The organism is Limnospira sp. PMC 1279.21 (assembly GCF_032349615.1).
Classification (GTDB): Bacteria; Cyanobacteriota; Cyanobacteriia; order Cyanobacteriales; family Microcoleaceae; genus Limnospira; species Limnospira fusiformis.
In genome coordinates, this window is the sequence record NZ_JARPLU010000198.1 from 1 (window position 1) to 7,551 (window position 7,551).

6 protein-coding genes are annotated in these 7,551 nt (G+C 42.9%); all 6 read right to left on the minus strand.

Annotated elements, in window-relative coordinates:
* Positions 1–99: 99 nt before the first annotated feature.
* The 6 genes from hisA to P5683_RS21100 all read right to left on the minus strand — a co-directional run bounded on the left by hisA (position 100) and on the right by P5683_RS21100 (position 7,423).
* On the minus strand, positions 100–873 hold the full coding sequence (gene hisA / locus P5683_RS21075) for a 1-(5-phosphoribosyl)-5-[(5-phosphoribosylamino)methylideneamino]imidazole-4-carboxamide isomerase (protein ID WP_174447167.1): 774 nt from the start codon (positions 871–873) through the stop codon (positions 100–102).
* A 308-nt stretch (positions 874–1,181) separates the two neighbouring features.
* Positions 1,182–2,756, minus strand: a complete 1,575-nt coding sequence (locus P5683_RS21080; protein ID WP_006624026.1) for a sodium:proton antiporter — start codon at positions 2,754–2,756, stop codon at positions 1,182–1,184.
* A 101-nt stretch (positions 2,757–2,857) separates the two neighbouring features.
* A complete protein-coding gene (locus tag P5683_RS21085; RefSeq protein ID WP_315641006.1) occupies positions 2,858–4,924 on the minus strand; it encodes an AAA family ATPase in 2,067 nt (688 codons plus the stop codon).
* Positions 4,921–5,163 (minus strand): hypothetical protein, encoded by a 243-nt coding sequence (locus P5683_RS21090; RefSeq protein ID WP_006624028.1) that lies wholly within the window; start codon positions 5,161–5,163, stop codon positions 4,921–4,923. The genes P5683_RS21085 and P5683_RS21090 overlap by 4 nt, the downstream gene beginning before the upstream one ends.
* A 421-nt stretch (positions 5,164–5,584) precedes the next feature.
* Positions 5,585–6,952: a DNA phosphorothioation system restriction enzyme gene (locus P5683_RS21095; RefSeq protein WP_008053176.1), complete on the minus strand. Its 1,368-nt coding sequence runs from the start codon at positions 6,950–6,952 to the stop codon at positions 5,585–5,587.
* Between the two features lie 48 nt (positions 6,953–7,000).
* Positions 7,001–7,423 (minus strand): hypothetical protein, encoded by a 423-nt coding sequence (locus P5683_RS21100; protein ID WP_006624030.1) that lies wholly within the window; start codon positions 7,421–7,423, stop codon positions 7,001–7,003.
* Positions 7,424–7,551 lie beyond the last annotated feature (128 nt).

Sequence of the window (7,551 nt, forward strand, 5' to 3'; positions counted from 1 at the left end):
TAATAATTAATAATTAACCCGCCCTATTTATGGGGTTCTGCCGTTAATGACATCAGAGGGGGATAATATGAATAAATCCGCCCTCTGGGGAGAAGAGGATTAGGCAAAAGTTGAATTGCCAAAATCCGGGGGTATATCCTGAATACGTCCAGGACCGATCGCCTGTATAGCCTCTTTTAAAACCACATCTCCAGTATATAAAGCACGGCCAACAATGACATCAGTTACCCCCAAGGGTTCTAATCCCAATAACCCTAATAAATCAGTAATGCTACTGACACCGCCGGAGGCAATAATAGGGATTGAGACGATTTCCGCAACTTCCCGCAATGCCGCTTTATTGGGACCCTGTAAAGTCCCATCCCGGTGAATATCAGTGTAAATAATGGTAGCCACGCCCAACTGTGCCATTTGGTGGGCTAGGTCTGTGGCTTTGACCTCAGAAGTTTCTAGCCAACCCCTAGTCGCCACTTTACCATCACGGGCATCAATTCCCACAGCAATTCGTCCGGGAAACTCAGCGCATAACTCAGCTACCAATTGGGGATTTTCCACCGCTACGGTCCCCAAAATTGCCCTTTCTACCCCTAAATCAAATAGGGCGGCGACAGTATCACGACTACGCAACCCGCCGCCGACTTGAATCGGGACTTTGACAGCTTTGGCGATCGCACCAATAGCCGCATGGTTAGTAGGTTGTCCAGTTTTCGCCCCATCAAGATCAACTAAATGCAGACGAGTAGCGCCCTGGGACACCCATTCCTGGGCGACAGCCACAGGATCTTCATTAAAAGTCTCGGCTTGGGTGTAGTCTCCCTGATACAAGCGGACGCAGCGCCCTTCTAATAAGTCTATGGCGGGTATTACATTCATTGGCGATTGATAAATTGGAACAAGGTTAATAGCTTTGAAACTCCCGCCGTTAATCGCTAAAGCCATCTAACGGGGGATTCTGGCTTCTTTCAGACTGCCTCTTAACTATACCACTCAATTACTCTTGAAACCTCGGTAAGACCGACTCCACAAGCATTTTAAACTAGGTTTCTTCTCCCGGCTATGTTGTACCCTCACCCTAGTATCTAGGCGGTATTGTTTCCTCTAGTTACTGGTCAAAATTCATCTCGCCATTAAGGCGATCGCTTCTAACGGGAGTCATATAACTGCGCCAGACTCCTGGCTATTTATGCGGTTTCTGGGTCTTTCTCTTCCATAACCTCCGATAAAAGGGTTGATAGTTGAGTATTCAGACGGCCGGATCTAACAAATTCCGCATAGGTTTCCGCCTCAATATCAACTAATTCTTCCTGAAGTAATTCTATGGTCAACTCTTGCAGTTTGGGTTCTTGTGATAGTAACTGCTGAGTTTTGGTGGTGATAGCTTCTAATTTAGATTTAATCAATTGGGCTTGATGTTGATAAGCATCAGGGTCTAATTCCTGCTTAACAACCGATTGGGAGAGGTGGTTTTGTACTCGGTTTAGGGCTACACGACGGGCTACTAATTGCAGATATTCTTCACGCAAGGGTTGGTCTTTGAGTAGTCCTAACCATTGCAGGAGAGGCTGGGTAGTTAAACCCTGAAATAGTAGACTAAATAAAACCACCCCGAAGACTGTCGCGATCAGATTTTCCCGTTCAGGTATAGCTACTGGAACACTCAAGACTAGGGCGATAGAAACAGAACCTCGTAAGCCTCCCCACCACAGCATAGTTTGATTTTGTAGGTCTATTTCTGATTTGGCTAATGTGTTACTGATGGCGGTTAAAGTAAATGTGGATATTACCCTAGTTAGCATCATGGCTAGGACGGAAACCGCAATGGGTTTTATGTTGGTTGCTAAACTCGCAAATTCAATTTGAGCGCCAATTAATAAGAAGACGATTGAGTTCACCAAAAATGCCATAAATTCCCAAAACTCGCTGACGATTAATCGGCTACGGGGATTCATACCAATTCGGGAACCAAAATTTCCTAAAATTAACCCTACTACTACTACGCCAATAACTCCAGATCCGCCTAAGTCTTCGGTGACTACATAGGTTCCATAGGCGGCTAGGAGGGTGAGGGATTGTTCTACTAGGGGAGAGTCAAAACGCTGAGTTAGATAGGATATCCCAAACCCAATTATCCCCGCAATAACTACCGCAATTCCTGTAAATAATAAGAGTTTTAAAACGATCGCCGCCGGGGATATTTCGATGTTTCCCATAGGAAAACCGACTAAGATGATGAACGCTACCACCGCTATACCATCATTAAATAGGCTTTCCCCTTCCATTAAGACTCGCAGACGTTTAGGCGCTCCTAATTCCTTCATTAGGGCGACTACTGAGATGGGGTCGGTGGCTGATAAACTTGCACCTACCAACAGAGCGATCGCTATCGGCATTCCTACCGCTAAATCTAAGCCAATAGCTATCCCTACTACACAAATGACTACCCCAATAGTTGCATATAAAAATACCGGGAATAAATCTCGTTTTAGGTCTCGCCAATTCAGATTCCAGGCGGCTTCAAATAGTAAGGGAGGCAGGAAAATTTCCAGGATTAGTTCCGGTGATAATTGGATTAGGTGGATGTCTTCAAAGGCTAAAAATAATCCGACAATTACCAATAATAGGGTAAAGGGGATTTTTCGCAGCCAAGGAAATAGACGAGACATGGTGGCTACACTGAGGGAAATCAGCAGGACCAGCAAAAATTGTTCAAGATTTTCTTTGATACTGATCTCAGCGATCGCAACTTCTGGAGTCATAGTTTAAGATAGTAGCGACAACCACATCATACTATCACATTTACTCAGGATATTTTATAATTTCTGGCAGGATTGTTAGATGATTATCATACTTGGGATTTCTAAAATTCCGCTTCCACTTCGATGATTTCTGTGTACTCAAACTGATTGGGACTGAGTTTAACTAGGGGATAGTTAACCCCTTGTAAATTAATGAAATCTTCCTCACAATCGGGTTTGGACGAGTTGTAAACTAGGATATATTCTCGCCCAATTTTGGGTTCAATTTCTGTAGCGACTTCTCCTCGCCATTGGGTTTTGGTGACTAATACAACTAGCTGGTTAGCTAACTCGGGAATAATGCGAGCTATTTGGCGGCGGTAAATTTCATCTAAACTACCAAAAGGGGAATCCATCACAATGGGAAATGTACTGCTATCTGGTCCCATAAGGGTATTTTTTTGACTCCATTCTCTAACACCTTCGATAATTCCGCCAATAAAGGATAAACTGAGAATTTGATTTTCTCCGGTGGAAGAGGCTACTGGCGCATCTTCTCCAGAGGTTCTTTCCACTAATTTAAGTTCGTATTTGGGGCTGAGTTGCGGTTGATAGGGGGTAAAAGAAATTTTGGCAAAAATATTTTGCACTCGGCTTTCTAACTGTTGACGGAATTGCTGATCTAAACGTTCCAGGACTTGGGATAATCTGGCGATCGCATCTTCCGTCGCCGCAATGCGTCGCTGCGCTGTTATCTGCTTCATCTCATTCATTTGTTGGCGATCTATTTGTTTCGATAGTTTCTCGCATTCTTGAGTCAGAGTCTCAATTTGTTGAGAATTTGAACCCATTTCTCGGTTCAGTTCACCAATGCTGCTTTCGATTTCATCTAGGCGTTTTTGCAGTTGTTGAATATCCTCATCTGGGAAATTGCGTAGTTTTTTCTTAATATCATCTAGTCGGGTTTCTATTTGGGATAATTCCGCCCTATTTTTGCTGATAGATATTTGATGATGGTCAATTTCTTGCCAAAATTCTGCTAGTTGGCGATCCACATCATCAACTTGGGTAGACATACGGATAGCGGTTTCTTCAATATCTGCCATTCCGGCTTTATTTAACCAACTTTTGAGGCGATCGCATTCCGAACTTCCTTCTATTATAGGAGTTCCACAAATGCACTGCTGGCGGTTAATTAACTCATTCACAAATTGCTTAGTAATTCCTGTCATCAACTCTCCCTTTTCTCGCATTCCTGAAAATAGGTTACGAAAATCAGCGATCGTATCTGACAACAAAACCGGATAAGCCCTAGTTGATAACAGTTTATTAATCGATTGTTTCGACTTTTTTAAATTATCTCTGATTGAAATAATTTGACTCTCTAACTCACTTCGCAATTGTTGCAACTCCGCCGCCCCACTTAAATCTAATAAATGGGCATTTAGGGTACGTTTCAACTGTTCATGATGTGCTAATTCTATTTCGATTTCCTTTTGTCTTTTCGACAAATTATTGATTTCATCTTCCCGCTTTTTTTTGTCGTTTAAAAACTTTTTTGTCTCAGGATTACCAATTATCGATAAATCAGTTTCTAAAGACTTTCTCGCTTCCTTTAAATGTTTAATACCCCTATTTAATACCTCCACCCCTAATAACTCTTTAGTAGCTTCCGCAATTTCCGCTTTTCTCTCATCCCTAACAATTTGCTCTATACGTTCTCCATCAAAAAAGAAATACTGATGTAAACTCATCGGTAAAATGCGATTAATAATCTCTTCTGGTGGCTGCGGTGGCAAAGTCCAGCGCCCATCATCTCCCGCCACCTGCATATATAACTCACTGTCAGAATGTTCGATTTCCCCATGTTGTTTATAGGCGCGACAGACCCGTTTAACCTGATAGCGTTTATGGTCATGTTCAAAGATAACTTCCACCCAGCAACCTACCGCCTTCCCCGGTTCTGCTTCCGTTAGCGATCGCTTATTAACCAATTGTTCCGAAACCGCAAATGCTGCACTAAATTTCTCATATAAAACCCAGCTAAACGCATTAAGTATCGTCGTCTTACCCGCACCATTATTCCCATAAATTACCGTAGTATTTCGTTCCCCTTTAGCTAAATATATAATCGGGCTTTTTCCGTAAAATTGCCGAAAGTTACACAACTGAATTGATAGTAAATTCATTGTATGACCTCTTTAATAATCTTGAGAACATCATCATTAATGTTCCAGGGACTTTTCATATATAGTTTATCTCTTTCCGCCTGCAAAACCCTTTCGATAATTTCCCTAACCTCTGGTGGTGCATCTGTAATCGGGTCATGAACTAATGTCTGATTAGCGTTTTCTCCATAGGTAGATTTTGCCTCCGAGAATACATTAGAAATCGCGTGAATTAAACCCTCTGAGTATTGGTAAGACATAGACTATTCCAAACGTGAGTTATCGATGGTTTTTTACTAGCGAAAAATAGGCGATTTAACATCAAGACATTTCATTCTAGCACAACCCCCATAATCACGTCAACTCTGAGACAACGAGAGATCATGTCTGGGCGGGTTCCCCAGTTAATTAGACTTGGCACCAGTCAAAAAATCCGGTTTTTTATAAAAATCTTGGTTAACAACCAGAAAGCCCGATAAAAACCGGGTTTTTCCGTCCCCGAAACCCGCGAGGGTGAGAGAGATAATGTAGGGGCGGGTTCTGCTGTTAATTAGACTTGGTATCAGTCAAACAACTCGGTTTTTTATAAAAATCTTGGTTAACAACCAGAAAGGCCGATAAAAACCGGGTTTTTCCGTCCCCGAAAACCACCCTCTGGGGTGATGGTTAATGATGGATGATTTATAAATCCAATAAACCATAGCGTTTTTGTAGTTGTAATAACTTCACCCTAGCCTCTCCTGCATTGTCCGCAATATCAGCAAACTCCATAAACCGGATTAGCTCTTTTTTTAACAAATTCCGTTCAACATCTAACGTATTTCTGCCCAAGTCTGGCGGTAAAACAATCATATCAAAAACCGTCGCCCTATCCTTTCCGGGATGAGGTCTAAGAACCCGTCCTCGACGTTGAATAAATTGGCGGGGGTTGCTGCTACTTGCCAGAATTACCGCATGACGAATAGCTGGAATATCTACCCCTTCATCAAGACAGCGAATAGCTACCAAACCCTGTAGTTGTCCTGATTCAAATTGTTGCCGCAATTCTTCCCTTTTTGCCATAGGAGTAGCGGCGGTATAGGTATTAACACGATAGCCCAATTCTGACCCTAATAAAAAGACGATCGCTTCTAGTTGTCGGTCAAAGCGAGTGCCTTTTTCCGTGATACCATCCCCACAATAAAATAGCGTGTGGCTGGTCTGTAAACGATTACTCATTAACTGTCTCAGGGCTTTAACTTTATTATTAGCAGCCCCAATTATTCTCGCCCTTTGCATCAATAGCGCCGTGATATTTTCGTTAGTTTCCCAGTCCTGATCATTGTCCATTAAAGCCCAACCAATGCGAGTAGTTAGGCGGGAATAAATCAGAGTTTCAGCCGGGGTTAATTCTACCAAAATCGGATAGTATAAATAATGAACTAACGCCCCTTGGCGGATAGCTTCAGCCAGGGTAAGTTCCGGTTGTAAAACCCGACCAAAATACTCCATTAAAGCATTTGTACCCTGGTCATCAAAATGACGTTCTGGGGTAGCAGAAAGTGCTAGACGTAAACCGATATGTCGTGGTAAACTAGCTTCTAGGCGAGGCGCACCTAAGTTGTGGGCTTCGTCGCCAATAATCAAAGTTTTGGGGGGGAAATACCGCAGTTGAGACTGAAAGCTATCGGAAATTAGGGTGGCGTTAGTGGTGATGACTGCGAGAAAGGGGAGATGACCCGAACTTATGTTATAAAGGGAGGTAGATAGGTGTTTCTGCCAATTGTGGACGCTTTCAAAGGCGAGTAGGGGAGTCATCCCAAATTTCTGGGCTTCCCGTCCCCACTGAGTCACTAGGTGGCGATAGGGACAGATAACTAAAACAACTTGTAAGCCAATTTTATGATATAATTCAGAGGCGATCGCTAAGGCTGTGATAGTCTTACCCGTACCCGTTGCCATTTTCAGGGTTCCCCGTCCCTGGTTAGCAAACCATTCGGACACCGCCTGACGTTGGTAGTGTCTCAGGTGTATTTGTGGGGGAATGACAGGGATACCAGGTAGACTCACCGCTGAAACACAAGCCCTATATAAATATCAAAAATCACCCATCAAAAATCAATCATGATCTGATTCCCAGTCAGGACAGGAGTCACCCTCCACACCTAATGGGTGCATTCCACAAACTAACAAATTCCCGCCGTAGATTTTACCATGATAGTGATTACATCCGCGACAGGCTGGGTTTTGGGTCGCGCTGGGGTGAACATAGGTGACAAAGGGATCAAAAGTTTCCTCCTCCTCAATATCATCTAGTCCCAAATCTAAGTATATATCCAGAATCGGCTCAAGGATATCATTTAAACACTGGTCTAAGTCGGGAATCAACTTATTCTGGACTTCCTCAGCAATTTCTTCGGAAAATTGGGTCAGGTCATCCATGATATGATTAAATTCTTCCGTCACATCTACAAAAAAATTTTCCACCTCAAGAACTGCGGCTTCTATACTCTTAACCAACTCATTAGACCAATCTTCCATTAGGCTTTAGCGGCTAACTGCTTCAATATTTGACACTGATACATTTACGCGACATTTATCCGGCTATTGCCTGACAATGCGACGATAGCACTATTACCCGTTAAAGTAACAGAGGCGGTATCCCGCAT